At 64.9% G+C, this 25,208-nt stretch carries 25 protein-coding genes and 1 tRNA gene; 9 read left to right on the top strand and 17 right to left on the bottom strand.

The genetic code is table 11. From position 1 onward, the window contains the following. From ROZ37_RS10220 to ROZ37_RS10230, 3 genes are read left to right on the top strand one after another with little or no spacing between them, the layout of a single operon-like run. Entirely contained in the window at positions 1 to 258 is a 258-nt protein-coding gene (locus tag ROZ37_RS10220; protein WP_312659233.1) for an acyl carrier protein, read from the top strand. Between the two features lie 5 nt (positions 259 to 263). Then, a complete protein-coding gene (locus ROZ37_RS10225) occupies positions 264 to 1,835 on the top strand; it encodes an amino acid adenylation domain-containing protein (RefSeq protein ID WP_312659234.1) in 1,572 nt (523 codons plus the stop codon). Continuing rightward, positions 1,835 to 2,983 (top strand): acyl-CoA dehydrogenase family protein, encoded by a 1,149-nt coding sequence (locus ROZ37_RS10230; protein WP_312659235.1) that lies wholly within the window; start codon positions 1,835 to 1,837, stop codon positions 2,981 to 2,983. Before ROZ37_RS10225 ends, ROZ37_RS10230 begins: the two co-directional genes overlap by 1 nt. A gap of 122 nt (positions 2,984 to 3,105) precedes the next feature. Here ROZ37_RS10230 and argB read toward each other — a convergent pair whose 3' ends face one another. The 3 genes from argB to ROZ37_RS10245 all read right to left on the bottom strand — a co-directional run bounded on the left by argB (position 3,106) and on the right by ROZ37_RS10245 (position 5,789). Next, a complete protein-coding gene (argB, locus tag ROZ37_RS10235; protein ID WP_312659236.1) occupies positions 3,106 to 4,005 on the bottom strand; it encodes an acetylglutamate kinase in 900 nt (299 codons plus the stop codon). 82 nt (positions 4,006 to 4,087) lie between these two features. Next, positions 4,088 to 5,245 carry a hypothetical protein gene (locus ROZ37_RS10240; protein WP_312659237.1) on the bottom strand — a complete coding sequence of 386 codons (1,158 nt, stop codon included), beginning with the start codon at positions 5,243 to 5,245 and terminating at the stop codon, positions 4,088 to 4,090. Between the two features lie 124 nt (positions 5,246 to 5,369). Continuing rightward, positions 5,370 to 5,789 carry an Hsp20/alpha crystallin family protein gene (locus ROZ37_RS10245; RefSeq protein WP_312659238.1) on the bottom strand — a complete coding sequence of 140 codons (420 nt, stop codon included), beginning with the start codon at positions 5,787 to 5,789 and terminating at the stop codon, positions 5,370 to 5,372. A 128-nt stretch (positions 5,790 to 5,917) separates the two neighbouring features. Between ROZ37_RS10245 and ROZ37_RS10250 the strand changes: the two genes are divergently transcribed. Beyond that, a complete protein-coding gene (locus tag ROZ37_RS10250; protein ID WP_312659239.1) occupies positions 5,918 to 6,151 on the top strand; it encodes a cysteine-rich CWC family protein in 234 nt (77 codons plus the stop codon). Here the strand turns inward: ROZ37_RS10250 and nudB are convergent. The 11 genes from nudB to ROZ37_RS10305 form a co-directional block, all read right to left on the bottom strand. Next, positions 6,076 to 6,630 (bottom strand): dihydroneopterin triphosphate diphosphatase, encoded by a 555-nt coding sequence (gene nudB / locus ROZ37_RS10255; RefSeq protein ID WP_312659240.1) that lies wholly within the window; start codon positions 6,628 to 6,630, stop codon positions 6,076 to 6,078. The two genes, ROZ37_RS10250 and nudB, sit on opposite strands and share 76 nt — an antisense overlap. Further along, complete coding sequence (locus tag ROZ37_RS10260; protein WP_312659242.1) at positions 6,627 to 7,070, bottom strand: barstar family protein; 444 nt, start codon at positions 7,068 to 7,070, stop codon at positions 6,627 to 6,629. Before ROZ37_RS10260 ends, nudB begins: the two co-directional genes overlap by 4 nt. Beyond that, entirely contained in the window at positions 7,067 to 7,432 is a 366-nt protein-coding gene (locus tag ROZ37_RS10265; protein WP_312659243.1) for a ribonuclease domain-containing protein, read from the bottom strand. The genes ROZ37_RS10260 and ROZ37_RS10265 overlap by 4 nt, the downstream gene beginning before the upstream one ends. A 63-nt stretch (positions 7,433 to 7,495) precedes the next feature. Beyond that, complete coding sequence (locus ROZ37_RS10270; RefSeq protein WP_312659244.1) at positions 7,496 to 9,118, bottom strand: response regulator; 1,623 nt, start codon at positions 9,116 to 9,118, stop codon at positions 7,496 to 7,498. A 156-nt stretch (positions 9,119 to 9,274) separates the two neighbouring features. Continuing rightward, entirely contained in the window at positions 9,275 to 11,074 is a 1,800-nt protein-coding gene (gene aspS / locus ROZ37_RS10275) for an aspartate--tRNA ligase (RefSeq protein ID WP_312659245.1), read from the bottom strand. A 44-nt stretch (positions 11,075 to 11,118) separates the two neighbouring features. Continuing rightward, positions 11,119 to 11,745, bottom strand: a complete 627-nt coding sequence (locus ROZ37_RS10280) for a DUF502 domain-containing protein (protein ID WP_312659247.1) — start codon at positions 11,743 to 11,745, stop codon at positions 11,119 to 11,121. 15 nt (positions 11,746 to 11,760) lie between these two features. Beyond that, positions 11,761 to 12,033: a zinc ribbon domain-containing protein gene (locus ROZ37_RS10285; RefSeq protein WP_312659248.1), complete on the bottom strand. Its 273-nt coding sequence runs from the start codon at positions 12,031 to 12,033 to the stop codon at positions 11,761 to 11,763. Positions 12,034 to 12,168: 135 nt separating this feature from the next. Then, positions 12,169 to 13,020 (bottom strand): A24 family peptidase, encoded by an 852-nt coding sequence (locus ROZ37_RS10290; protein ID WP_312659249.1) that lies wholly within the window; start codon positions 13,018 to 13,020, stop codon positions 12,169 to 12,171. Positions 13,021 to 13,084: 64 nt separating this feature from the next. Further along, entirely contained in the window at positions 13,085 to 14,317 is a 1,233-nt protein-coding gene (locus tag ROZ37_RS10295; protein WP_312659250.1) for a type II secretion system F family protein, read from the bottom strand. Positions 14,318 to 14,333: 16 nt separating this feature from the next. Then, positions 14,334 to 16,046, bottom strand: a complete 1,713-nt coding sequence (gene pilB, locus ROZ37_RS10300; protein ID WP_312659251.1) for a type IV-A pilus assembly ATPase PilB — start codon at positions 16,044 to 16,046, stop codon at positions 14,334 to 14,336. 109 nt (positions 16,047 to 16,155) lie between these two features. Then, on the bottom strand, positions 16,156 to 16,983 hold the full coding sequence (locus ROZ37_RS10305) for a cytochrome c biogenesis protein CcsA (protein ID WP_312659252.1): 828 nt from the start codon (positions 16,981 to 16,983) through the stop codon (positions 16,156 to 16,158). A 42-nt stretch (positions 16,984 to 17,025) separates the two neighbouring features. Between ROZ37_RS10305 and ffh the strand changes: the two genes are divergently transcribed. From ffh to gloA, 5 genes are all read left to right on the top strand, one after another. Further along, on the top strand, positions 17,026 to 18,384 hold the full coding sequence (ffh, locus tag ROZ37_RS10310) for a signal recognition particle protein (RefSeq protein ID WP_312659253.1): 1,359 nt from the start codon (positions 17,026 to 17,028) through the stop codon (positions 18,382 to 18,384). Between the two features lie 12 nt (positions 18,385 to 18,396). After that, a complete protein-coding gene (locus ROZ37_RS10315) occupies positions 18,397 to 19,161 on the top strand; it encodes an EI24 domain-containing protein (protein WP_312659254.1) in 765 nt (254 codons plus the stop codon). 9 nt (positions 19,162 to 19,170) lie between these two features. Beyond that, positions 19,171 to 19,923: a molybdopterin-binding protein gene (locus ROZ37_RS10320; protein ID WP_312659255.1), complete on the top strand. Its 753-nt coding sequence runs from the start codon at positions 19,171 to 19,173 to the stop codon at positions 19,921 to 19,923. A gap of 80 nt (positions 19,924 to 20,003) precedes the next feature. Further along, positions 20,004 to 20,702, top strand: coding sequence for a SprT family zinc-dependent metalloprotease (locus tag ROZ37_RS10325; RefSeq protein ID WP_312659305.1), 699 nt, complete (start codon positions 20,004 to 20,006; stop codon positions 20,700 to 20,702). Between the two features lie 11 nt (positions 20,703 to 20,713). Then, positions 20,714 to 21,097 carry a lactoylglutathione lyase gene (gene gloA, locus ROZ37_RS10330; RefSeq protein ID WP_312659256.1) on the top strand — a complete coding sequence of 128 codons (384 nt, stop codon included), beginning with the start codon at positions 20,714 to 20,716 and terminating at the stop codon, positions 21,095 to 21,097. A 22-nt stretch (positions 21,098 to 21,119) separates the two neighbouring features. Here gloA and ROZ37_RS10335 read toward each other — a convergent pair. The 3 genes from ROZ37_RS10335 to dnaG all read right to left on the bottom strand — a co-directional run bounded on the left by ROZ37_RS10335 (position 21,120) and on the right by dnaG (position 25,174). Further along, positions 21,120 to 21,196: transfer RNA gene (locus ROZ37_RS10335), tRNA-Ile, on the bottom strand. 120 nt (positions 21,197 to 21,316) lie between these two features. Continuing rightward, positions 21,317 to 23,305, bottom strand: a complete 1,989-nt coding sequence (rpoD, locus tag ROZ37_RS10340) for an RNA polymerase sigma factor RpoD (RefSeq protein ID WP_312659257.1) — start codon at positions 23,303 to 23,305, stop codon at positions 21,317 to 21,319. Between the two features lie 51 nt (positions 23,306 to 23,356). Then, the gene (gene dnaG / locus ROZ37_RS10345) at positions 23,357 to 25,174 is read right to left on the bottom strand and encodes a DNA primase (protein WP_312659258.1); all 1,818 of its coding nucleotides are present in this window, start codon (positions 25,172 to 25,174) and stop codon (positions 23,357 to 23,359) included. Positions 25,175 to 25,208: the final 34 nt, after the last annotated feature.

Below are 25,208 nucleotides of genomic sequence, written 5' to 3' on the forward strand. Positions count from 1 at the left end.
ATGGAAACGAGCGTCGACTTCAGCAAAGCAGTGAAGGACTACATCCTTGCCGAATTCCTGCCCGGCGAGAATCCCGACGATCTGACCGATGACCTGCCGCTGATCAGCGGTGGCATCCTCGACTCGATCGCGACGCTGAAGATGGTCCTGCACTTCGAGGAGCAGTACGGCATCGTCCTTGAGGCGCACGAAGCGGACAAGGAACATCTCGACACCATCCGCAGCATCGTCGCGCTGCTGACCTCCAAGGTGAGGTAGCCGCCATGACGAGCGCCTGGCTTCCCCTGCATGCCTATTTCCGCGCTGCGGCAGCCCGCTATCCTGACCGCAGTTCGGTGGTCGAGCCCGGCCGTTCTGCGCTGAGCTACCGCGAGCTCGACGAATTGTCCGATCGCCTGCGCGATCGTCTCGTCGCCGACGGGATCTGCGTCGGCGACCGGGTGGGCATGTACCTGCGCAAGTCGATCGACGCGATCGCGACGATGTACGGAATTCTCAAGGCCGGCGCCGCCTATGTCCCCGTCGACCCCGACGGGCCGCCCGCACGCAATGCTTACATCATGCACAACTGCGGCGTTCGGGCTGTCGTGATGGAGCAGCGCTTCGAGGACCGGTTTTCCACCGAGAGTTTCGCGCTTGGAGCGTTGCCGAACTTGCTGCTCCTGGATGGTGCCGGCGGCGGGGAGCCGCTCGCTCGCGCGCTGGACGCGGCCGAGGCGGAGCGTCCTGCGCCCCGTGTTCCGGATGCCGTGCCCGCCGCGCAGGATCTCGCCTACATCCTGTACACCTCCGGTTCGACGGGAAAGCCGAAGGGCGTGATGCTGTCGCACGAGAACGCGGTGAGCTTCGTCGACTGGTGTTCGTCGGTGTTCGAACCGCGTGCGGAAGATCGCTTCTCGTCGCATGCTCCCTTGCATTTCGACCTCTCGATCCTCGACATCCACGTCGCTCTCAAGCATGGCGCCGCGTTGGTGCTGATTCCGGAGGAGCGGGGCAAGGACGCGTTGCATCTCGCCCGGTTCATCGCCGACGAGAGGATCAGCGTGTGGTATTCCGCGCCGTCGATCCTCAGTCTGATGGCGCAGTTCGGCGACCTTCCGGCCCACGACTGCTCCGCACTGCGCCTGGTGCTGTTCGCCGGCGAGGTGTTCCCGGTCAAGCATCTGCGCACGCTCTGCTCGCAGCTCCCGCATCCGCGCTACTTCAATCTCTACGGCCCGACCGAAACCAACGTCTGCACGTATTACGAGGTCGAGCCGCCGGTGCCGGACGAGCGCACCGCGCCGTACCCGATCGGCAAGGTTTGCGAGCACCTGCGCGGGAAGGTCGTCGACGAGCATTTCGCCGCGGTGAAGCCGGGTGACGAGGGCGAGCTGTGCATCACCGGGCACGGGGTCATGCAGGGCTACTGGTCGCTGCCCGAACGCACCGCGGAGAGCTTCCTGGTGCACGCGGATGGCACGCGCTGGTACCGGACCGGCGACGTCGTCGTCGAGCAGACGGACGGCAACTACATCTACCGCGGGCGCCGCGACCGGATGGTGAAGCGGCGCGGCTACCGGGTCGAGCTCGGAGAGATCGAGGCCGGGCTGTATCAGCATCCGACGATCAAGGAGGCGGCAGTCGTCGCTGCTCCCGACGCGGAAGCGGGCGTGCGGATCACCGCCTTCCTCAGCAGCAAAGGCGTCGAGAGGGCGTCGCTCATCGAGCTGAAGCGTTTCTGCGCGTCGCGCCTGCCGCTGTACATGATTCCCGACCAATTCACCTGGCTCGATACCCTGCCGAAAACTTCGACGGACAAGACCGATTATCAGCAGTTGAAAGGACTCGCCTGATGGACTTCTCCTATTCGCCGGAGCAGAAACAGCTGCGCGAGAACGTCGTCCGGTTCGCACAAGGCAGTCTCAACGTCGATGTGATCGATCGGGACCGCGAGCAGGTCTTTTCGCGCGAGCTGTGGCGCGAATGCGCGAAGATCGGCATCCAGGGACTTCCGGCCCCGGAGGCATATGGCGGCACGGGCCTCGACGCACTGTCCTGCTCGATCGTGCTCGAAGCGCTCGGTTACGGATGCCGTGACGGCGGTCTCGTGTTTTCCCTGTGCGCCCATCTCCTCGCTTGCGTCGTGCCCGTGTGGCGTCACGGCAGCGACGAGCAGAAGCAGCGTTACCTGTCGGGCCTGTGCGACGGCAGCCTGATCGGCGCCCACGCGATCACCGAGCCCGACTCCGGTTCCGACACTTTCGCGATGCGCACGCACGCGGAGCGCGACGGCGACGGCTGGCGCATCAATGGCAGCAAGACGTTCATCTCGAACGGCCCGGTCGCGGACATCGCGGTGGTGTTTGCGGTCACCGATGCCGCGAAAGGCTTTCACGGCGGCGTCACCGCCTTTCTCGTGGAGAGCGAAACGCCGGGTTTCACATCGGGACAGAAGTTCGAGAAGCTGGGCCTCCGGACGTCCCCGGTCGGCGAACTGGTATTCGACGACATGTACGTACCGGCCTCTGCCGTGCTCGGTCAGGTCGGCGGAGGCGCGGCGGTGTTTGCGACGGCGATGGACTGGGAGCGCTGTCTGCTCGTCGCGTGTCACGTCGGTACGATCGAGCGTCTGCTGGAGACGTCGATCGGCTATGCCCGCACGCGGCAACAGTTTGGGCAGGCGATCGGGAAATTCCAGGCCGTGAGTCACAAGATCGCGGACATGAAAGTGCAGCTGGAAGCGGCGCGGCTCCTGGCCTATCGTGCCGCCTGGCGGCTTGACAACCTTCGCAACGCTTCGCTGGACGCGGCGATGGCGAAGCTGATGGTCAGCGAGTCGCTGCTGAAAACCGCGCTCGAGACCGTGCACCTGCATGGTGGCTACGGCTTCATGGTGGAGTACGAGGTCGAACGGGCGCTACGCGACGCAGTCGGGGCGACGATCTATTCGGGTACGTCGGAAATGCAGCGCAGCATCATCGCGCGGTGGCTGGGACTTTAGCGGCGGCCGGAGGCGGGCGGGAAAACGCGATTATCGTTTCCCGCCGCCGGCTACCTGTCCGGTACCCGGCGTCGTCTTGAACGACCGACGTTTCCAAACCTGGGCGCGGGCCCGTGGGCCGATCACTTGCTCTTGATCATCGTCCCTACTCCGTGATCCGTGAGGATCTCCAGCAGCAGCGCATGTTCGACGCGGCCATCGATGATGTGCACCGATTTCACGCCGTTCCGTGCGGCGTCGAGCGCGGAGCTGATCTTCGGCAGCATGCCGCCGGAAAGCGTGCCGTCATCGACCAGCGCATCGATGTCGCGGGGCGTGAGCCCCGTCAATAGCTTGCCGGACTTGTCCAGCACGCCCGGCGTATTGGTCAGCAACACGAGCTTCTCGGCCTTCAGGATTTCGGCGAGCTTGCCGGCAACGACGTCAGCGTTGATGTTGTAAGTCTCGCCTGCTTCGCCGACGCCGATCGGGGCGATGACCGGGATGAAGTCGCCCTGGTCGAGGAACGCGATGAGGCTCGGGTCGATCTTCGTGATCTCGCCGACGAGACCCACGTCCACAACGTCGCCCGGCGCATCTTCCCTCTGCATCAGCAGCTTTTTCGCGCGGATGAAGCTCGCATCCTTGCCGGTGAGGCCGACAGCCTTGCCGCCGTGCTGGTTGATGAGGCTGACGATCTCCTTGTTCACCTGGCCGCCGAGCACCATTTCGACGACTTCCATCGTTTCGGCGTCCGTGACCCGCATGCCCTGGACGAACTCGCCCTTCTTGCCGACGCGCGCGAGCAGGGTCTCGATTTGCGGGCCGCCGCCGTGGACGACGACCGGGTTGAGTCCGACGAGCTTCAGCAGCACGACGTCGCGCGCGAAGCAGTCCTTCAGGTGCGGGTCGGTCATCGCGTTGCCGCCGTACTTGATGACGACGGTCTTGTCGAAGAAGCGTTTGATGTACGGGAGCGCCTCGGCGAGGATCTCGGCCTTGCGGGCGGGGGTGACGTCTTGCGAACGGGTGACACCGGTCATTGAAAAATCCTTGTTCGAGTGGTTTTGGCTCCGGCGGGCGCGGTAGGGCCCGCTGACGGTGCGGATTCTAATCCGCCAGGGACTAAGGCGCGTACCCCGAAGTCTGGAATGCTCCCGGCGCCCACCTGAGGGGAGCCTCCAGAGCGTGCGTGCCGATCGGCAACGCGAATTCTGCGGCCGGTGCGAGGCTGTAGCCTCGCGCCTGTCCGGGGTCGGTGCCGAGGCGGCGCAGGATGGAGTTCGGCCCAAGCGTGAAATCGAGAATGTCCGGACCGCCGAGAAACGCAGCGATCGCCGGGACGTTGCCACTGAACTCGCCCGGGGCCGCCAGCGTGAATACGCCCAGGCCGACCGTGAGGTTGTTCACGGCCTTGATCTCCGTGCCGGCAGGCAGCTTGTCCTTCCAGACGCGGAGAAACCAGGCGCCGGTCATGCGCTCGTTGAGCAGCGTGTTGTGCGACAGATAGAGCCCGCTGTCTGGCCAGACGCGGCCCTCGGCGCCGTAGGCGACGACGACCGGATTCTGCGTGGCGGCACTCTGGCCGATGACGTTGCCGACAACGAACGCGACGCCTCCGTTCGGAAAATCGATTTCGTACGACGCCTCGCCGCCGGGGCCGTCGTGAATGAGGTTGTAGCGGATGTCGTTGTAACGGGCGCGCGACTTGATGAGATGGCCTTCGTAGCCGCGGTGGAACCGGCTGCCGCTGACTTCGAGCCGCGCGATTCGCCCGGCGTAAAGGAGGTGCGGCAAAGGGGCGTTGCGCGGCGCCTCGGCGAACAGCGAGTCGTCGATGCGCAGTTCGGTGTCGGAGTCGTTCCCGGTGAGGATGCCGTTCTGGTTGTCGACGAACGCACTCCCGCTCACGTGCAGCCGCCCTCGTTCGAGTCGGATGCCCGCGCCGTTGCCGTCCGGCACCCGCGCCCCCCGGAACTCCACGTTCTGAATGCGAAAGTCGCCGTTACGAATGACCCAGATCGCTTTGCCCTCCGCGCTGGCGCCCTCCGCGATCAGGACCGGACGCTCGCCGACCCCACGGATGGTGAGCTGCTTTTGGTTCCACACCGCGACGTCGCCGCGATATTCGCCGGGCAGGATTTCGACGGTGTCGCCGTCTTTCGCCCGTTTGGCCGCGTCGGCGATCTGCGTGAATTGCTCAAACGGTCCGACCCGGAGAGTCGCGGCTCCCGCCGTTGCGTTGACGCAGAGCAGGGCAACCACGCCGGCGCCGATACGCATGCCGAACTCCGTGGGTGAGGGAAGTGCCCCGATTCTCCCGCCTTGTCGCGCACGCCACAACAAAAAAATCGCCCGGCGGGCCGGGCGATTGCTGAGGTGGAAAGGGCGCTGCCGAGGGCCGCGGTCAGTCGATCGACAAGCGCTTCGCCTGTGCCGCCGCCTTCTTCGGCAGTCTCAGTTCCAGCACGCCGTCATTGAACTTCGCCGACGATTGTGCTTCGTCGACTTCCTGGCCGAGCTGGAAGCTGCGGGACACCTTGCCGAAGTAACGCTCGGTGCGCAGCACGCGCTCGCCTTCCTTGACTTCCTTCTCCTGCTTGCGTTCGGCGCTGATCGAAACCACCGGTCCGTCGATATGCACGTGGATGTCTTCCTTCTTGATTCCGGGCAACTCGGCATGGACTTGATACGCGTCGTTCGCTTCCTTGACGTCGACGCGCATCTGCGGCGCCTCGCCGACTTCTCCGCTGCCGAAGTCCACCGGACGGACAAAGAAGCCGCGCAGCAGGTCATCGAACGGGTCGCGACGAATCAGATTGGCCATGGCTATCTCCTTGTGTTGGCAGGTCCTGAACTACTCACATTATCAATATAGGTTCGAGCGATGGCATTTCAACCCGGAAGTCCGCCGCTTCCGAAGTAAAATTCGGGGCCCCCACAGGAGACGGTTATATGAACGAAAATACCAGCCGTGACGCCACCGGAGCGGCCTCCAACCTCTGTTCGCGCTGCGGCGCGGGTTTCACGTGCGGAATGCAGGCCGGCTGGACGGAGTGTTGGTGCGCGACCCTGCCGGTTCTCGAGACGATTCCGGATGCGGCCGCGGGATGCTATTGCCCGGATTGCCTGAAGTTGCTGCTCGGCTCCGGTTCGGCGGCGATGTCGGACGGATCTGCGCGCGATTGATGCTCGCAGTCCGGGGGCGGACGTTGATCCGAAAGCCGCGCTCCCAGTTGCAGGATCGCGTCGCGATTCGTCCAGGAGAAGACCTTTTCCGCGGCCTGGTCGAGCGGAAGCCATAACATTGCGCGATGTTCGTCCGCGGCCAGTCGTACCGCCTGGTCGTCGGCCACCTGCAGGCTGAACACGTGTTCGACGTTGTGCGTGACCGCCGGATCGTAGCGGTGGCGCCACTCCGGGCGGATCTCGAAACGGTTCGACCGGTGCCAGTCGTCCAGTTGCCCGGGCGCGACAACGATGCCGGTTTCCTCCGCGACTTCGCGCAGCGCTGCCTGCGCCGGCGTCTCGCCCGCTTCGAGGCTGCCGGTGACCGATTGCCAGAAACCGGGCGGGGAGACGCGTTCGAGCAGCAGGATCCGCAGCGTCAGGGTGTGCACGACGACGAGGATCGAGACGGGCTGCTTGAACGGGAGCGTTCGGGTCATACGAGGTCGCGCAGGCCGGCGACGCTCACAGCGGTGTCGACGAAGATCCACATCGGCACGCCGTCCCTGGCCCAGTCTTGTGCCGCCTCGTCGAAAATTTCGAGCGCCGTGTCGAAGTCCGCTTCCGCCGCGGCCCGGAACCGATCGGCGCTCGCCAGCACGATCACGTAACCGTCGGCGGGCAGCCAGCCCATGTCGCCCAGGCAATCGGCGAGGGCGTCCCAGTTGCGCCCGAACCAGTCGGGAAAGCCGAGCGCGGCGCCGACGCAGTCGAGAAAACCCGCCTTGTCGGTGCAGGACGCGAGATCGCAGTCGAGGATCGGCAGACCTGCGTGCTGTGCCGCCGGTCCAAGGAGGTCTGCGACCGAGCATGTCAGGCGATAGAGCCCGGCCCGTAGCGGCTGCCGGAGCAGGTGAGCGAGTCTTTCGACGTCCGTCATGGCTGCGTCTCGATGCGACGGAAGCTGCGGTAATGGTCTTCGGTGTAGTAGAAGACGACGGGCGGATCACCGCCGGTGACGAGTCGCCGCGCGCCGCGATCGCGCGATCCGGGTGTGGGCACAGTGTATTCCCGATAGTAGCCGCGCGGCATCTGCGGCAGCAGCCGTTCGCGGTTCTGGAAGATCGTCCCGTCCTTCCGATAGGGGAAAGGCCCGCCGGCCTGGATCAGTTGCAGCGTTGCGGCCGCTTCGGGCGGCAGGCCGGCGGCGCCCGAACGCGGACCTGCGTCTCGACCGCAGCCAGGAAGTGATGCGAGCGCGACGGCGAGGAAAAGGGCGAGTCGCAGCGCGAGGGTGCGCACGTTGGAGTCTCCCTGAGAGGTTGCGGCTGCTGCGATCGGCGGAGGCGAGGCGCTCGGCGACGATCAGGCGGCCGGGCGCCCGCTGTGTTTCTTCGACAGTTGGTGCATGAAGTCGGTGATGGCTTCGAGCCGCGGGTTCGCCGGATCGAGCTTGCGCGTGCGGCCGATCATGCCGCGCGCCTGCGCCGCGAGGCGTTCGTTCCAGCCGCGGTTTTCGATGTGCCGCAGCAGCGCGAGCGCGGCGTTGAAGAGGACGTGCGGGTTCCCGGGCATCTTCTGCACCGCGCTCATCATCTCCTGGACGGCGCCGTCGTAGTCTCCGTTGCGAACCTTGTCGGCGCCGGCGGCGATGAGGCTCTTCACCTCGCTGTGCACCCGCTGTTCGAGTTCCTCCGAAAGTTCTTCCCGACCTCGCTCGCGCAGGAGCGTACGCGTCGTTTCGACGGTCCGTTCATCGGCCGAATTGCGCAGGATGTCCATGACCAGCATGCTGCCTTCGGCCTCGAGATGGTTGTCGATGCAGGCTTTCGCGAGTTCCTGCTTCATGTCGACGGAGAGGCACGCGACGTCGGCGTCGACGCCGATTCCCGCCTGGAGCGCCGCCTGCGCCCGGTCGGGGGAGCCGAGCTGATTGAAATAGAGCGCCTTCGACAGTGCGCTGCACAGCGTCGTCGCAGGGAGTCCCTCCATCGAGCGCTCCAGGTCGCGGATCGTCGCTTCGGCCTCCCCGACCCGCCCTTGACCGAGCTGTGCCCGGACGAGGCGGACATGGTCTTCCGGATCCCGAAAATCCGAGTACTTGCCCTTGCGCACGACCTCCGCGAGTGTGCGCTCGGCCGTCTGATGGTCGCCGGCGGCAAGCAGGACGTTGCCGAGATGGCGCAGGCGTGTGATCCGGTGCGGCGACAGCGCGACCGCCGCGGCGAGCGTATCCCGGGCCTCGTCGACACGACCACCCTCTTCGCGGACGCGCGCGAGCCAGTCGTAGGCGTCGACGTAGCGCGCGTTTTCGGCGACCAGCCCGGCGAGGATCTTTTCCGCTTCGGCGTACTCCTTCCGCGCGAACAGCGTCTTCGCGAGCCCGAGCCGCGCCCACGGAATGACCTTCATCTCGAGAATCTCGCGGTAGATCGCTTCAGCGACAGCGGCATGCCCCAGCCCCGCCTGCAACTCCGCCTCGAGCCGCATGAAATCGATGCGGTAGCGCGAATGGGTGCGGCGGGCGTCGACGCAAGTATCGATCGCCTCGTGGACTTCGCCCTTCTCGATGAGCCGATAGACGGGACGGAAGACCTCACGCTTCTCGAGCGCCCGCGCGAGCCGGAACTGAAGCGTGTCGGGTGTCAGCGGCTTGAGGATGTAGTCGTTTGGCGCGAGTTCGGCCGCGCCGACGACACGTTCGTAATTGCGCTCGCCGGTGATCATGATGAACAGCGTGTCGAGCGGAATGATTTCCTTCGTCCGCAAATCCTCCAGCAGGTGCTGGCCGTCCTGGCCTTCGCCGAGGTTGTATTCGCACAGGATGATGTCGAAGTGCCGTTCGCGCAGCCGCCCGATCGCCATGCCGGCCGACGGCGCGAACTGGACGTTGTTGATGCCGATGTTGTTCAACATCGAGCGCAGCTGGCCGCGCATGCCCTGGTTGGCTTCGATGATGAGGAGACTGAGGCGGTCGAGATCTGCCATGACGAGGCGCGCGGGTGGGGTGAGAGGCGAAGGCTGTGCGAGAGCTTACGGCATCGCCCCCTGGTTGCTGAAGGCTCCGACGGCGCAATCCGTGCGCGACGGGCAAAAAAAAAAGGCGGATGACAGTCATCCGCCTTCGGTGCGAAGTCGTCGCGGTCAGGTCTTGGCGACTTCGACCTGCGTTTCGACTTTCTGGCGCAAACGGATGTGCAACTCGCGCAATTGCTTCTCATCGACTTCGCCCGGCGCGTCGGTCAGCAGGCACTGCGCGCGCTGGGTTTTCGGGAACGCGATCACGTCGCGGATCGATTCAGCGCCCGTCATCAGCGTGACGACGCGGTCGAGGCCGAACGCGAGGCCGCCGTGCGGGGGAGCGCCGAACTTCAGGGCGTCGAGCAGGAAGCCGAACTTGAGCCGCTGCTCTTCGGGCCCGATCGCAAGCGCCTCGAACACTTTCGACTGAATGTCCGCGCGATGGATACGCACCGACCCGCCGCCGATCTCCCAGCCGTTGAGTGCGAGGTCGTAAGCTTTCGCGAGGCACTCACCGGGATTCGATTCGAGTAGCTCGACGTGCTCGTCCTTCGGACTGGTGAACGGATGGTGGCACGCGACCCAGCGCTTGTCGTCCTCGTCGTATTCGAACATCGGGAAATCGACGACCCACAGCGGCTTCCAGGCGTCGCCGGTGACATAGCCCTTTTCATGGCCGAGCTTCGTGCGCAGCGCGCCGAGCGCGTCATTGACGACCTTGGTCTTGTCGGCGCCGAAGAAGATCAGGTCGCCGCTCTGGGCGCCGGTGCGCTCGAGGATCGTGCGCAGCGCCTGCTCGTGGAGGTTCTTGACGATCGGCGACTGCAGGCCTTCCTCGTTCGGTTTCGTGACGTCGTTGACCTTGATGTACGCGAGGCCTTTCGCACCGTAAATGCCGACGAACTTCGTGTACTCGTCGATCTCACCGCGCGTCAGCGACGCGCCCCCGGGCACGCGCAACGCCGCGACACGGCCGCCGCTGGTCGCCGGGCCGCTGAACACCTTGAACGCGACGTCTTCGACCGCGTCGGTGACTTCGGTCAGCTCGAGCGTCACGCGCAGGTCGGGCTTGTCGGAACCGAAGCGGCGCATCGCTTCGGCGAAGGTCATCCGCGGGAACGGGTTCGGCAGCTCGACCGCGAGCGCTTCCTTGAACACGAAGCGGATCATGTCTTCCATGATCGCGGTGATCTCGGTCTCGTTGAGGAAGGAAGTCTCGATATCGACCTGGGTGAATTCCGGCTGGCGGTCGGCGCGCAGGTCCTCGTCGCGGAAGCATTTCGTGATCTGGTAGTAGCGGTCGAAGCCGGCAACCATCAGGAGCTGCTTGAAGAGTTGCGGCGACTGCGGCAGCGCGAAGAACTGGCCCGGATGCACGCGCGACGGCACGAGATAGTCGCGTGCGCCTTCCGGCGTGCTCTTCGTCAGCATCGGCGTCTCGATGTCGATGAAACCCTGCGCGTCGAGGAAGCGGCGGAACGCCATCGCGACCTTGTAGCGCAGCATCAGGTTCTTCTGCATCTGCGGCCGGCGCAAGTCGATTACGCGGTGCGTCAGGCGCACGTTCTCGGACAGGCTGTCCTCGTCGAGCTGGAACGGCGGCGTCGCAGACGCATTCAACACTTCGAGCGTGTGGCAGAGGACTTCGATTTCGCCGGACACGAGGTTCGCGTTCTCGGTGCCTGCCGGGCGCCGACGCACCTTGCCGGTGAGTTCGACGACGAATTCGTTGCGGATCGATTCAGCTGTGCGGAAAGTCTCGGCGCGATCGGGATCGCAGACGACCTGAACGAGGCCTTCGCGATCGCGCAGGTCGATGAAGATCACGCCGCCGTGGTCACGGCGACGGTGTACCCAGCCGCACAGGGTGACGGTCTGATCGAGGTCGGCGGCGGTGACTTGACCGCAATAATGGGTTCGCATGTGTTCGGGTTCCGGAACGAAAGCGCGGCCATCGGGCCGCGCGGTTACTCAGTCAGCAGGGCGGAGCGGGGCTGGGCGTGGCGCGCCGGTGGCGCTACGACGCCCATCGAAATGATGTACTTGAGGGCTTCGTCGACACTCATGTCGAGTTCGATCACCTCGTCTTTCGGCATCATCAGGAAAAAGCCGGAGGTCGGGTTCGGCGTCGTCGGCACGTAGACGCTGACGTGCTCGCCTCGTAGGTGATTAGCCGCATCCCCGCCCGGGGCGCCCGTCAGGAAGGCGATCGTCCACGAGCCATGGCGCGGATACTGCACCAGCAGTGCCTTGCGGAAGGCCTGGCCGGTGCTGGAAAAGAGGGTGTCCGAAACCTGCTTGACGCCGTAGTAGAGCGATTTCACGACCGGAATGCGAGCGAGCAGGGCTTCCCAGTAGCGCACGAGCTTCTGGCCGATGACGTTCGCCGCGATCAGTCCGGTCGTGAACACGATCAGCACGCCGACCAGAAGGCCTGCGCCCGGAATGTTGAATCCGATCGCGTGACGCGGCTGCAGCCCGTTCGGCAGCCACTCGATGATCTGATCGAGGCTGCCGACGATCCACGCCAGCACCATGAAGGTGATGGACAGCGGAATCCAGATCAGTAGTCCGGTGATGAAGTATTTCTTCACGACTCCGGCCGTCGCTCAACCGGAATGGCAGGCGCAACCGCCCGCACAGCCTGCCGCCGCCGGCGCGCTCTCGGCAGGCTTGCTTGCGCTCGACGCCGCCGCGCCGCCGCCCTTGAAGTCCGTCGCGTACCATCCGGTGCCTTTCAGCTGGAAGCCCGCGGCCGATACCATTTTCGTGTAGGAGTCCTTGCTGCAGGCGGGGCAAACGCTGAGCGGCGCATCGCTCATCTTCTGCATGTGTTCCTTCTGGAACCCGCAGCTGTCGCAACGGTATTCGTAAATCGGCATGACAACCTCCGGAAAGCAAGCGCGTAAGTCTAGCGCAACGCAGCATGGGCGAGAAGTCAGTGCGGACGACGCGTCGAGCCGTCCGCGGCAATCCCGCACATGGCGGCGCGCCCGGACTTTTTCAAGCGTCCGTGCCTAGAATCGGCCGAGGTAGAGGGCCGTCAACGAGTCGCCCCAGAACAGCGCGATCACGCCGGCTGCCGCAAGGTAGGGGCCGAACGGTATCGGAACATTGCGGCCGTGGCGCTTGACGACGATCAGGCCGACGCCGGTCACGGCCCCGACGAGCGACGAGAACAGAATCGTCAGCGGCAGCATCTGCCACCCGAGCCATGCGCCGATCGCCGCGAGCAGCTTGAAATCGCCGTAGCCCATGCCTTCCTTGCCGGTCACGAGCTTGAAGAGCCAGTACACGGACCACAGCGACAGGTAGCCCGCGATCGCGCCGACGACGGCGTCCGGCAACTCTGCGTAGGTCGCGCCGAGGTTGAAGGCGAGCCCGAGCCATACGAGCGGGAGCGTCATGCTGTCGGGCAGCAGTTGGGTGTCGAGATCGATGAAGGCGAGCGCGATCATCGCCCACAGGAAGAGCAGCGCGCCGCCCGCGGCGAGTCCGAAGCCGAAGTGCCAGGCGGCGTAGCCGGAAAGGACGGCGGTCAGCAGTTCGACGACCGGATAACGGCCGCCGATCGTCGCGTTGCAGTGGCGGCAGCGGCCGCGCAACGCCACGTAGCTGACGACCGGGATGTTTTCCAGTGCGCCGATTTGATGCCCGCAGTGCGGGCAGCGCGAGCGCGGGGTTGCCAGGTTGAAGGTTTCCTCGTCGGGAGCCGCCTCTCCGCGCAGTTCGGCGGCCTGCGCGCGCCACTCGCGCTCCATCATCCTGGGCAGGCGGTGGATCACGACGTTCAGGAAGCTGCCGACGAACAAGCCGAGAACGGCTGCGAGCACGGCAAAGACGACGGAATCGTTCAGAAGGCTGTGCATGGAGGGTATCGATCGAGGGCGCCCGCCGCGGAGGGGCGGCGCGGCGCCGGACGGGGAAAGGGGCTCAGACGACCTGGCCGAGCTTGAAGATCGGCAGGTACATCGCGACGACCAGCCCGCCGATCACGGTGCCGAGGAAGACCATGATGAGCGGTTCGAGCAGCGTCGACAGGCCGGCCACCGCGTCGTCGACTTCCTGCTCGAAAAAGTCGGCGACCTTGCTCAGCATCGAATCGAGCTGGCCCGACTCCTCACCGATCGAAACCATCTGCACGACCATGCTCGGAAAGACCGTCGCATTCTGCATCGACACGGTCAGGCTCGTGCCCGTGCTGACCTCGGTCTGGATCTGGCGCGTCGCGGTCAGATAAATGTAGTTGCCCGACGCGCCGCCGACGGACTCGAGGGCTTCGACGAGCGGCACCCCCGCGGCGAACATCGTCGACAACGTGCGGGTCCAGCGCGCGATCGTCGCCTTGCGGATGATGTCGCCGACGACCGGCAACTGCAGCACCATCCGGTCGACTGCGATCTGCATCGCGGTCGAACGTTTGTACATCGCGCTGATGCCGACGACGATCGCTGCGAGAATTCCGAAGATGATGTACCAGTAGGCGACGAACGCATCCGATATCGCGATCACCATCAGCGTCGGGGCCGGCAGATCGGCGCCGAAGCTGGTGAACACGCTCTTGAACTCGGGGACGACGAACAGCATGATCACCGTCACGACGATCGCCGCAACGACGATGACCGCAATCGGATAGAACATCGCCGACTTGATCTTGCTCTTGATCGCGAGGACTTTTTCCTTGTAGGTCGCGATGCGGTCGAGCAGGCTGTCGAGAATGCCCGCCTGCTCGCCGGCCGCGACGAGGTTGCAGAACAGCTTGTCGAAATAGACCGGGTGCTTTGCAAACGCCTGCGACAGGTTCGAGCCCGTCTCGACGTCGTTGCGGACCTCGTTGAGAAGCCTCGCGAGGCTCGGGTTACCCGCGCCCTTGATGCCGATGTCGAAGGCCTGCAGCAGCGGGACGCCCGATTTCATCATCGTCGCGAGTTGGCGAGTGAAGAGAGCGATGTCCTTGTCGCTGATCTTGTGGCCGCGGGACATCTTCTGCTTCTTGACCTTGGACACCCGCACGCCCTGGCGGCGCAGCGTCGCCTGCACGAGCGATTCCCCGCTCGCGCGCATCTCGCCGCGAACGGTCCGACCGTTCTTGTCCTTGCCTTCCCAGCTGTAGAGGATTTCCTTCGGGCCGGCCGCGGCTCGCCCGGCTCGCACTGTGGTCGCCATGGGGGGATTTCGTTCCCTATTCGTTGGTGGAAGCGAGGACTTCTTCGAGCGAGGTCACACCCTGCCGGACCTTAAGCAGCCCCGACCGGCGCAGATCCTTCACGCCTTCCCGCTTTGCCTGTTCGGCGATGTCCATCGAGTTGCCGTTGGTCATGATGATGTGCGCGATTTCCTCGGTGATCGGCATCACCTGGTAGATGCCGACCCGTCCCTTGTAGCCGCTGCCCTTGCAGCGGTCGCAACCGACCGCCCCGTACGGCTGCCAGCTGCCATCGAGGTCCTCACCGGTGAAACCGGCCTGCAGCAGGGCTTCGATGGGAATGTCGACGGGCTGTTTGCAGGTGCAAAGCCGCCGCGCGAGCCGCTGCGCCGTGATCAGGATCACCGACGATGCGATATTGAACGGCGCGACGCCCATATTCTTTAGCCGCTCGAGCGTCGTCGGGGCGTCGTTGGTGTGCAGCGTCGACAGTACGAGGTGGCCGGTCTGCGCCGCCTTGACCGAGATCTCGGCGGTCTCGAGGTCGCGGATTTCACCGACCATGATGACGTCCGGATCCTGGCGGAGGAATGCGCGCAACGCCGCCGAGAAGGTCAGGCCTGCCTTCTCGTTGACGTTTACCTGGTTGATGCCGGGGAGGTTGATTTCCGCCGGGTCCTCGGCGGTCGAGATATTGACCCCGGCCTTGTTGAGGATGTTGAGACAGGTGTAGAGCGAAACGGTCTTGCCCGAACCGGTCGGGCCGGTGACGAGAACCATCCCGTAGGGGCGCTCGATCGCGTCGAGCAGCGCCTTCTTCTGCTCGGGCTCGTAGCCGAGCGCATCCACGCCGAGCATTGCGGACGACGCGTCGAGGATACGCATGACGATCTTTTCGCCGTGCAGCGTCGGCAGGGACGACACGCGGAAGTCGATCGACTTGTTCTTCGACAGCACGAGCTTCATCCGACCGTCCTGCGGGATGCGCTTCTCGGAGATGTCCAGGCGCGAAATCACCTTGATGCGTGCGGCGATCTTTTCCTTGAGGATCAGCGGAGGCTGCGCGATCTCCCGCAGCACGCCGTCGGTGCGCACGCGGATCCGGTAGTACTTTTCGTAGGGCTCGAAGTGGATGTCCGAGGCCCCCTCGTTGATCGCGTCGATCAGGACTTTCTGGATGAACTTGACGACTGGGGCGTCATCGACTTCCTGCGTGTCTTCGGTCGGCGCCTCCGACGGGCCTTCCTGCTGCAGGAGGTCCATGTCGAATTCTTCGCCCGTCAGGTCCTTCAGCGTCTGTTCCGCCGATTCCGCGAGCGATTCCGACAGTTGCGCGAGCCGGTCGGCTTCGACGATGACGGGGTCCACCTGAAGACCGGTCTGAAACCGGATCTCGTCGAGCGCCCGCATGTTCGACGGGTCGGCGGTTGCGACGGTGAGTCGGTTCTGACGCTTGCCGAGTGCCACCACCTGATGCTTGCCCATCAGCTTCCGGTCGATCGCGTCGCGCGGGATGACCGCGCGGTCGATCGCGGAGATGTCGAGCAGCGGGTAGCCGAAGGTCTCGGCAGCGAACCCGGCGACCGCACGCGGCGTCATCAGCTTGCGTTGCGCCAGCTCCACGATGAAGCCGTTCGGCACCCCGGGCGCGTTGACCGTGCACGCGACGGCATCGGCTTCGGAAAGCCGGCCGTGCTGGATCATCGCTCGGGCGAGTCCGCTCAGCGCAGTCTGGGGATTTGCTGCCATGTACCGCTCTTAACTGTCCGGCATCCAGTCTTGCACGGCGTGTCGAAGCTTGTAAAGTTTCGTAACACGGATGCAAGTTCGCGGGTAGCGAGGTCCGTCGTCCTCGTGTTCAGTTCGGGCGACCGAGCAGCACTTCGATCACGAACCGACTGCCGACATAGGCCAGCACCAGTGCGACGAAGCCGGCGAGAGTCCAGCGCAGGGCCACTCGTCCGCGCCAGCCCCACACTCGGCGGCCGAAGAGCAACGCACCGAAGAGCAGCCACGAAATGATCGCGAAGACCGTCTTGTGATCGAGGCGGAAGGGCTGGCCGAACAGCACTTCGGAGAACAGCACGCCGGAGCTCAAGGTCAGCGTCAGGAGGATGAAGGCGATTCCGATCAGCCGGAACAGGAGGGTCTCCATCGTCAGCAGAGGCGGCAGGTTCGCGAGCGTGCGTGTGAGGCGGCCGCTGTGCAGCTGTCGCTCGGCGACCGCCATCAGCACCGCATGCAGCGCCGCTAGCGTGAACAGGCTGTACGACAGCATCGCGATGATGAAGTGCGCGCGGAACGCGGGCGACCCCGCATTCGACAGGATATGTTCGCCCGGGAAGACCAGCGGCAACAGGCTGCCGATCAGGCCAGCGGGGATGACCATCGCGTGCAGGCCGTCGAGGCGGGCGTAGAAGGTTTCGATCCAGTAGAAGCAGACTGCCAGCCAGACGACAAGCGAAACCGCCGGCCCGAAGCCGAAGTGCATCGCCTCGCCGGGAAAGATCGCCTCGCGCAGCGACAGGCCATGGGCCACGATGGCAACGAGGAGCACCACGCGCTCGGTCGCCGACATGCCGGGGCGCGGAGCCGGAGCAGCTGCGTGCGCATAAGCGCGCCAGAACGAGATGCCCAGGACCGCGTACATCGAGGCGGCCAGTAGATGAAGTAGAATGGTCTGCATAGATTCCCGCAGTTTACTCCAAGGCCGAGGGGCCCAGCCAACATGCTCGACAATCTCACCCAGCGCCTGTCCAAGGTCGTGAAAACCCTCCGCGGGCAGGCGCGGCTGACGGAAGACAACATTCAGGAAGCAATGCGCGAAGTCCGCCTCGCGCTGCTCGAGGCGGATGTCGCGCTTCCGGTTGTGAAGGATTTCGTCGGGCGGGTCAAGGAAAAGGCGGTCGGCCAGGAAGTCACGGGCTCGCTCACGCCGGGGCAGGCCCTCGTCGGCGTCGTCCACGACGAGCTGAAGGCCCTGATGGGCGGGACCCACACCGGCCTCAACCTCGCGACCCAGCCACCGGCGGTGATCCTGATGGCGGGTCTCCAGGGCGCGGGCAAGACGACGACCACCGGCAAGCTCGGCAAGCTGTTGCACGAGCGGATGAAGAAGAAGGTGCTCGCGGTCTCGGCGGACGTCTATCGTCCCGCGGCGATCGAGCAGTTGAAGGCGGTCTCGGCGCAGGCGGGCATCGATTTCTTCCCGTCGACCACGGACCAGAAGCCGGTCGATATCGCGCTTGCCGCGATCGATCATGCCCGCCGCCATTACTACGACGTGGTCCTGCTCGACACCGCCGGCCGTCTCGCGATAGACGCCGCGATGATGGACGAGATCAAGGCGCTGCACGCTGCGGCGAAGCCCGTCGAGACGCTGTTCATTGTCGACGCGATGCTCGGTCAGGACGCGGTCAATACGGCGCGCGCGTTCAGCGAGGCGCTGCCGCTGACCGGTGTCGTGCTGACCAAGCTCGACGGCGACGCGCGCGGGGGCGCCGCGTTGTCGGTGCGTCACGTGACCGGCAAGCCGCTGAAATTTGCCGGGGTCGGCGAGAAACTTTCGGGCCTCGAGGAATTCCATCCTGAACGGATGGCGAGCCGGATCCTCGGCATGGGCGACATTCTCGGCCTGGTCGAGGACGCACGCCGCGGCGTCGACGAGGAGAAGGCGCGCGCGTTCGCACAGAAGCTCAAGACCGGCAAGGGCTTCGACCTGAACGACTTCAAGGAGCAGATCGCGCAGATGCGCAAGATGGGCGGGCTCGCGTCGATGGTGGAAAAACTTCCGGCGCAGTTCGCGCAGGCGGCGGGCAAGCTGCAGGGCGGCGCGGAGGAGAAGGCGGTCGGGCGCATCGAAGGCATCATCAATTCGATGACCGCGATCGAGCGGGCTAAACCGGAGATCCTGAAAGCGAGCCGCAAACGGCGCATTGCGGCGGGGGCGGGCGTGACGGTGCAGGAGGTCAACCGCCTGCTGAACCAGTTCGAACAGACGCAGAAGATGATGAAGCAGTTCTCGAAAGGCGGCATGCAGAAGATGATGCGCAGCATGAAGGGCATGCTGCCGGGAATGATGCGGTAACCGGTCCGCCGCATGAGAGAAATCCTCGTTGCCTTCGGTCGCGCGATCCGCAGCCTTACGCAGCGGGGCGTACTGCTGCATCTGCTGTGGCCGAGCGTCGTAGCGCTGGTGCTCTGGCTCGTCCTTGCGTTCTTCGCGTGGACGCCGGTGGTCGCCGCCGTGATCGGCTGGATCGAAGGATGGTCGTTTGCGCGCGACTGGCTGATGGCCTCCGAGCTCGGCGCGGCGACGACGCTATTCGTCGTCAAGCTTTCGATCGTGCTCGCGCTGCTGCCGCTGATCTATGTGACCGCCGCGCTGCTCGTCGCCGTCTTCGCGCTGCCGATGATGCTCGAACGGGTTGCGACACGGGAGTACGGGGACATCGAGCGGCGCAAGGGCGGCTCCAACCTCGGCAGCGCTTGGAACGCGATGGTCGCCGGAATCCTCTTCGTCATCGGCCTGCTGGTGTCGTTGCCGTTTTGGCTCATTCCCGGTGTCGGCCTGCTCGCGTCGGTGGTCCTCACCGCGTGGCTGAACCAGCGCGCATTCGGCTACGACGCGTTGATGCTGCACGCCGACCGCGAGGAACTGCGCCAGCTCCCGCACAGGTTGCGCCAACCGATGTTGCTGCTCGGAGGCGGCTGCGCGCTCCTTGCGTACATCCCGGTCGTCAATCTCGTCGCTCCCGCGTTCTGCGGTCTCGCGTTCGTCCACTTCATGCTGGAATCGCTGCGCCGCAAACGTGCGCTGAGCGGTGTCACGGTGCTCGACCCGCTGCCGGGCAGCCCTTCGTAGAGACTTCCGATGGCGTTCGGCACGATCATCATCGGCGATGAAATCCTGTCCGGCCGGCGGACCGATAAACATTTTCCGAAGATCGTCGAGCTGCTCGGCGCCCGCGGGATGAGACTGTCCTGGGCGAGATACGTCGGCGACGAGTCCCGCGGTCTCGTCGAGGTCCTGCGGCAGAGCTTCACGACCGGTGATGCGGTGTTCAGCTTCGGTGGCGTAGGCGCGACGCCCGACGACCGGACGCGACAGGCTGCCGCGGCGGCGCTAGGCGTCGAGCTCGCGCTGCATCCGACGGCAGAAGTGATCCTGCGCGCCAAATTCGGCGCCGAGATTACGCCGCACCGACTGCAGCTGGGCGTCTTTCCGACCGGCAGCGAGATCATCCCGAATCCGTTCAATCAGATTCCGGGGTTCTCGATCCGGGATCACTTCTTCGTGCCCGGTTTTCCGGTAATGGCGTGGCCGATGATCGAATCGGTGCTCGATTCGCGTTTCCGTCATCTTCATCACGCCGAGGATTACGTCGAGAGCGCGATCACGGTGTGGGATGGCTACGAAGGTGCGTTCATCGATTTGATGGAGGCGATCACCGCGGCCTACCCGGACGCGAATCTGTTCAGTCTGCCCACCGTCGGGGAAGTCGGCGGCCCGCCGCGGTCACTCGAACTCGGTGTCAAGGGGCCGGCCGTGAGCGTGTCGAAAGCGATGCAGCGGATCAAGGCAGTCGTCGGCGAGCGGGGCTACGCGTGGCAGGACAAGGTCTGAAAGCCACGGCTCGCCGCAAGGTGGCCTCGGCGACGAGCGAGGAGCGGCGCTTCATCCGGCTCGGGGAGCGCGATATCGCAGTGCTCTTGCGACGTTCCGCGCGTCGGACTTTCGCGCTGCAGATCGATGAGCGTGGCGTGCGCGTTTCGGTGCCGCAGCTTGCGCGCGAAAGCGACATCGAGCGCTTCGTCGCCGGAAATGGTCGGTGGTTGCTCGACAAGCTCGCGGCACGCCGGGACCGGCGCGCGGCGCAGCTGTTCGAGCCGATCGATGGCGCGGGCTTTTCCGTTCTCGGCGAGCTCTGCCGGCTGCGGTTCGAAGCCGGCGGGCGCCGTGTGCGGTGGCGCGCCGGTGTGGACGGCGTCGAGGAACTCGTGCTCGATCCCGCTCAGGAACCGCGGGCAGCAATGATAAGGGCGCTGCGAAAGCGCGCGTTACCGTGGTTTTCCGAGCGCGTCGCAGAATACTGCTTCCGCTCCCGCTGTCCGGTGCCTCCCGTTCGGCTGTCCTCGGCGCGGACCCGCTGGGGAAGTTGCAGTTCAGGCAGTGGCATCCGGCTCCACTGGCGGCTCATCCATCTTCCGCCGGCGCTGATTGACTACGTTGTCGCGCATGAGGTAGCCCACCTCACCGAAATGAATCACTCGCCGCGCTTCTGGGCGGTCGTCGACAGCCTTTATCCCGGCTGGAACGCGGCGCGCGAGGCACTGCGAAAGGCTGCGCTCACCCTGCCGATCATCGAGGCGACGGCGGGCGGTGATTTTCCGAACGAAGACTGAGAGGATTTGATATGCGCGTTCTCCATACCATGCTGCGGGTCGGCGATCTCGACCGCTCGATTGCGTTCTACACCGACGTCCTGGGTATGCGCTTGTTGCGTCGGCAGGACTATCCCGAAGGGAAGTTCACGCTGGCGTTTGTCGGCTACGAGGACGAGGCCGAAGGCGCCGTGATCGAGCTGACGCACAACTGGGACGTCAGCCAATACGATCTCGGCAACGGTTTCGGACACATCGCGCTTGCGGTGCCTGATGCAGCACGCGCATGCGACGAGATCCGGGCCCGGGGCGGCAAGGTCGTGCGCGAGGCAGGGCCGATGAAGCATGGCAGCACCGTCATCGCTTTCGTCGAGGACCCTGATGGGTACAAGATCGAGCTGATCCAGCGAGGCTGAACGAAGGAGGGGTCGGGATCGGTGGTGGGCCCTGCGGGACTCGAACCCGCAACCAACGGATTATGAGTCCGCTGCTCTAACCGATTGAGCTAAAGGCCCTTCTTGTAGAACTGGTGCGCTCCCTCCGCCTGTCCGCGTCGGGCGTCTTGCGCCGGACGGCCAGGCTGACGAGGATCGAACAAGGGAGCGCGCCCGTCACGGGGACGGGCGCGGAGGGGGTCAGGCGTCGCTGTCGAGGAAGCTGCGAAGCCGTTCGGACCGGCTCGGATGGCGCAGCTTGCGCAGTGCTTTCGCTTCGATCTGCCGGATCCGTTCACGCGTGACATCGAACTGCTTGCCGACTTCCTCGAGGGTGTGGTCGGTGTTCATTTCGATGCCGAAGCGCATGCGCAGCACCTTCGCTTCGCGCGCGGTCAGGGAGTCGAGGACTTCGCCGGTCGCATCGCGCAGGCTCGAGTACATCGCGGCATCCGCCGGCGCGAGCGTCGCCTGGTCTTCGATGAAGTCGCCGAGGTGCGAATCGTCGTCGTCGCCGATCGGTGTCTCCATCGAGATCGGCTCCTTGGAGATCTTCATGATCTTGCGGATCTTCTCCTCGGGCATCTCCATCTTCTCGGCGAGCGTCGCCGGATCCGGCTCCTGACCGGTTTCCTGCAGGATCTGCCGGCTGATCCGATTCATCTTGTTGATCGTCTCGATCATGTGAACCGGGATCCGGATCGTACGCGCCTGGTCGGCGATCGAGCGCGTGATCGCCTGGCGGATCCACCACGTCGCATACGTCGAGAACTTGTAGCCGCGACGGTATTCGAACTTGTCGACCGCCTTCATCAGGCCGATGTTGCCTTCCTGGATCAGGTCGAGGAATTGCAGGCCGCGGTTCGTGTACTTCTTCGCGATCGAGATCACGAGGCGCAGGTTTGCCTCGGTCATCTCGCGCTTGGCGCGGCGCATCTTCGCTTCGCCGGTCGACATCTGGCGGTTGATGTCCTTCAGCTCCTTCAGCGGGATGCCGATGCGCGTCTGCAGGTCGATCAGCTTCTGCTGCTCTTCGAGGACGGCCGGATGCACGCGCATCAGACCTTCGGCGTAATTCTTGCCCGCGCCGATCTCGTCCTTGAGCCAGTCGAGGTCGATCTCCTTGCCCGGGAACACCTTGATGAAGTGCTGGCGCGGCATCCCCGCGCGGTCGACGCACAGCTGCAAGATCTGGCGCTCGTGGCCGCGCACCTGCTCGACCATGTGCCGCACCGAATCGCACAGGCGCTCGATCGACTTCGCGGTGAAGCGGATATTGAGCAGCTCGTCCGAGATCTGCCGCTGCAGGTCGAGATAGGCCGGGTCTTGCGATCCGCGCTGCTCCAGTACCTCCATCTTGTTCGTGTGGAAGTCCCGAATCACGCTGAAGCGGGCGAGGGCGTCGGTCTTGAGTTGCAGCAGGGTCGCAGCGTTCGCCGCAGCTTCCTTGTCCTCGTCGCTCTCGTCGTCGTCTTCGCTCTCGTCGTCGCCGCCCTCGTCCTCGCTCGCCGCGGGTTCCTCCTCGGTGCTCTCGGAGAGTTCTTCTTCCGCCTCGGCCGCGTTCGGATCGATCAGGCCGTCGATGAGCTCATCGATGCGCATCTCGTCGCGCGCGACCTTGTCGGTGATCTCGAGCATCTCGGCAATCGTCGTCGGGCACGCCGAGATCGCCTGGACCATGTGGCGCAGGCCGTCCTCGATCCGCTTCGCGATCTCGATTTCGCCTTCGCGCGTCAGCAGCTCGACGGTGCCCATTTCGCGCATGTACATGCGGACCGGGTCGGTCGTCCGGCCGAATTCGGAGTCGACGGAAGACAGTGCCTGCTCGGCCTCTTCCTCGGCGACGTCCTCGTCCACGGTGGTCGGCACGCTGTCCGACATCAGCAGATCTTCGGCGGCAGGGGCTTCGTCGAAGACGCGGATGCCCATGTTGTTGAAGGTCGCGATGATGCCTTCGATCTGCTCGGCGTCCGCGACGTCATCGGGCAGATGGTCGCTGATTTCGGCGTACGTCAGGTAGCCGCGCTCCTTGCCCAGCGTGATCAGGGTCTTGAGGCGGGTACGGCGAACCTCGGCGTCGAGCGGCGCAACCTGCGGGCCCTCGGCCATCAGCGTGTTCTTGTCTTTGGCTCTGGAGGCACGTCCTTTCGGGCTGTCCTTGCGCGAATCCTTGGTTTTTTCGCGGGCCATGGCACTCCTTGAATGGGGCTAGAGAAGATTCGGAAAACCGACAATTATATACTAAAAATCTTTGACTTTTCCGACGTTGACGAGTTTCATTTTTTCCATTAGCAGCGCGGCGAGGCGGCGGCGTTCGGTCGACGACAGTCCGGTCTCGCGCTCCCTCGCGGTCAATTCCTCGATTTCGCGGGCGATCGCGTCGGCGTGGAGCTTGCGCAGCGCGTCTTCGAACAGCGTTTCCACGATGTCGTCGTCGAATTCCGCTTCGACGAGCTCGCCGGCGCATCGCGCCAGCACTTCGCCGTGGGCTGTCTCACGGAAGCGTTCGACCAGCGCGCCGAGCCCTGCGTTCGCGGGAAGGTCGCCTGTGCTCGTCGCGTCGATGATTGCGACCAGCGCCTCGCCCTCGGGGTTCGTCGCTGGGACCAGGTCCACCGGCAGTCGCGCGGCCAGGACCGGGTGCTGCAGCACGAGGCGCAGCAGGGTTGCGGTCGCCGACGGGGGTTTGCGACGACCGCGAGGAGGTCGTGCGGCGGCGTTACCGGACCGCCACGCCGGCCGGTCGCCCGACTCGACTCTGCTTGCCGCTGTGGGCGCTGCGAGGTCGAGCCCGAACGCCCGCTCGACCTCGGCCTGACTGAATCCGCCGAGTTCGGCGACCGCCTTGATCACCTGCAGCCGGAGCATCGGCGCGGCGATGCGGGTCACGAGCGGCTTCGCTTCATGCACGAGGCGCGCGCGTCCTTCCGCGGTGTCGGGCGGGCAACTCGCCTTGAGTTCGTTGAGTAAAAAGGTCGCGAGCGGCGTCGCGGCCGCGGCCGCCTGGCGGAAGGCTTCGCTGCCTTCGGCGCGAACGAACGAGTCCGGGTCGTGCTGTTCGGGCAGGAAAAGGAAAGCAAGTGTGACGTCGTCGCGCAGGGCTTCGAGGGCGGACTCCAGTCCGCGCCAGGCGGCTTTGCGACCCGCAGCATCGCCGTCGAAGCAGAAGACGATACGCTGCGAGTGACGCAGCAGTGCGTGGATGTGGTGCGGCGTCGTCGCCGTGCCGAGCGTCGCGACCGCGTTGCCGATGTCGAACTGCGCGAGCGCGACGACATCCATGTAGCCCTCGACGACGAGGGCATAGCCGCTGTCGCGGATCGACTTTTGCGCCTGCGTCAGGCCGTAGAGTTCACGCCCTTTTTCGAAAAGCGGCGTTTCGGGCGAGTTCAGGTATTTCGGCTCGCCGCCGTCGAGCACCCGGCCGCCGAATGCGATGACGCGGCCGCGACGGTCCTGGATCGGGAAGATGATCCGGTTGCGGAAGCGGTCGTACCGGCGTCCCGCTTCATTCTCGATGACGAGACCTGCGTCGAGGAGCGTCTTCGAATCGTATTCGGTGAAGGTCTTTTGCAAACCCTGCCAGTCGTCGGGCGCGTAACCAATGCCGAAGCGGGCAGCGACTTCGCCGGAGACACCTCGACGTTTGAGGTAGGCAATCGCTGCCGGCGCGTGTTTCAGCTGGTCGCGGTAAAAGCGCGCCGCTCGCGACATCGCGTCGACGAGGGCGTCATTTTGCCCGGCTTCGATCCGTGGGCCGACGCCGCCCTCCTGCGGAACCTGAAGTCCCGCGCGCGAAGCCAGCTCCTTGACGGCTTCGACGAACGGCAGTCCGGTGTATTCCATCAGGAAGCCGATCGCGCTGCCATGCGCGCCGCAACCGAAGCAGTGGTAGAACTGCTTGCTCGGGCTGACGGAAAAAGACGGCGACTTTTCGCCGTGAAACGGGCAGCAGGCGAAGTAGTTCGCGCCGCCCTTCTTCAGGGGCAGGTAAGGCTCGATGACGTCGACGATATCGACGCGGGCGAGGAGGTCCTGGATGAATGACTGCGGGATCATGGTCGAGCGGATGCTCGCCCGATGCGGCGGTAAT

Source organism: Aromatoleum sp., from assembly GCF_032027225.1.
GTDB lineage: Bacteria > Pseudomonadota > Gammaproteobacteria > Burkholderiales > Rhodocyclaceae > Aromatoleum.

Bases quoted from the DNA above. Each gene is read 5' to 3' on its own strand.
- ROZ37_RS10220 (WP_312659233.1), top strand. From the start codon at position 1: ATGGAAACGAGCGTCGACTTCAGCAAAGCAGTGAAGGACTACATCCTT.
- ROZ37_RS10225 (WP_312659234.1), top strand. From the start codon at position 264: ATGACGAGCGCCTGGCTTCCCCTGCATGCCTATTTCCGCGCTGCGGCA.
- ROZ37_RS10230 (WP_312659235.1), top strand. From the start codon at position 1,835: ATGGACTTCTCCTATTCGCCGGAGCAGAAACAGCTGCGCGAGAACGTC.
- argB (WP_312659236.1), bottom strand. From the start codon at position 4,005: ATGACCGGTGTCACCCGTTCGCAAGACGTCACCCCCGCCCGCAAGGCC.
- ROZ37_RS10240 (WP_312659237.1), bottom strand. From the start codon at position 5,245: ATGCGTATCGGCGCCGGCGTGGTTGCCCTGCTCTGCGTCAACGCAACG.
- ROZ37_RS10245 (WP_312659238.1), bottom strand. From the start codon at position 5,789: ATGGCCAATCTGATTCGTCGCGACCCGTTCGATGACCTGCTGCGCGGC.
- ROZ37_RS10250 (WP_312659239.1), top strand. From the start codon at position 5,918: ATGAACGAAAATACCAGCCGTGACGCCACCGGAGCGGCCTCCAACCTC.
- nudB (WP_312659240.1), bottom strand. From the start codon at position 6,630: ATGACCCGAACGCTCCCGTTCAAGCAGCCCGTCTCGATCCTCGTCGTC.
- ROZ37_RS10260 (WP_312659242.1), bottom strand. From the start codon at position 7,070: ATGACGGACGTCGAAAGACTCGCTCACCTGCTCCGGCAGCCGCTACGG.
- ROZ37_RS10270 (WP_312659244.1), bottom strand. From the start codon at position 9,118: ATGGCAGATCTCGACCGCCTCAGTCTCCTCATCATCGAAGCCAACCAG.
- aspS (WP_312659245.1), bottom strand. From the start codon at position 11,074: ATGCGAACCCATTATTGCGGTCAAGTCACCGCCGCCGACCTCGATCAG.
- ROZ37_RS10285 (WP_312659248.1), bottom strand. From the start codon at position 12,033: ATGCCGATTTACGAATACCGTTGCGACAGCTGCGGGTTCCAGAAGGAA.
- ROZ37_RS10290 (WP_312659249.1), bottom strand. From the start codon at position 13,020: ATGCACAGCCTTCTGAACGATTCCGTCGTCTTTGCCGTGCTCGCAGCC.
- ROZ37_RS10295 (WP_312659250.1), bottom strand. From the start codon at position 14,317: ATGGCGACCACAGTGCGAGCCGGGCGAGCCGCGGCCGGCCCGAAGGAA.
- pilB (WP_312659251.1), bottom strand. From the start codon at position 16,046: ATGGCAGCAAATCCCCAGACTGCGCTGAGCGGACTCGCCCGAGCGATG.
- ROZ37_RS10305 (WP_312659252.1), bottom strand. From the start codon at position 16,983: ATGCAGACCATTCTACTTCATCTACTGGCCGCCTCGATGTACGCGGTC.
- ffh (WP_312659253.1), top strand. From the start codon at position 17,026: ATGCTCGACAATCTCACCCAGCGCCTGTCCAAGGTCGTGAAAACCCTC.
- ROZ37_RS10315 (WP_312659254.1), top strand. From the start codon at position 18,397: ATGAGAGAAATCCTCGTTGCCTTCGGTCGCGCGATCCGCAGCCTTACG.
- ROZ37_RS10320 (WP_312659255.1), top strand. From the start codon at position 19,171: ATGGCGTTCGGCACGATCATCATCGGCGATGAAATCCTGTCCGGCCGG.
- gloA (WP_312659256.1), top strand. From the start codon at position 20,714: ATGCGCGTTCTCCATACCATGCTGCGGGTCGGCGATCTCGACCGCTCG.
- rpoD (WP_312659257.1), bottom strand. From the start codon at position 23,305: ATGGCCCGCGAAAAAACCAAGGATTCGCGCAAGGACAGCCCGAAAGGA.
- dnaG (WP_312659258.1), bottom strand. From the start codon at position 25,174: ATGATCCCGCAGTCATTCATCCAGGACCTCCTCGCCCGCGTCGATATC.